This window comes from Herbaspirillum lusitanum P6-12, assembly GCF_000256565.1.
GTDB lineage: Bacteria > Pseudomonadota > Gammaproteobacteria > Burkholderiales > Burkholderiaceae_D > Herbaspirillum > Herbaspirillum lusitanum.
Map to the genome: position 1 here is coordinate 1 of NZ_AJHH01000692.1, position 242 is coordinate 242.

The window sequence follows — 242 nt, forward strand, 5'->3', positions numbered from 1 at the left end:
AGCCGACGCTGGCGTCGCGCTGGCTGCTGCCGCGCCTGCAGGATTTCCGCACGCTGTGGCCGGATACCAACGTCACCGTCGACACTTCGCCGCGCCAGGTCAACTTGCCGACCGACGGCTTCGATTTCGCCATCCGCATGAGCCGCGCGCCAGTCGCCGATCCTTCCTGGCGCAAACTGTTCGGCGAGCAACTGGTGCCGGTCTGCAGCCCGCGATCTCGCCAGCGGCGTGCTGGTCGAACT

1 protein-coding gene is annotated in these 242 nt (G+C 67.8%); it reads left to right on the forward strand.

The features are described 5' to 3' along the window. On the forward strand, positions 1-242 hold a 242-nt coding region (locus HLUSI_RS30140; protein WP_040503796.1), incomplete at both ends, for a LysR substrate-binding domain-containing protein.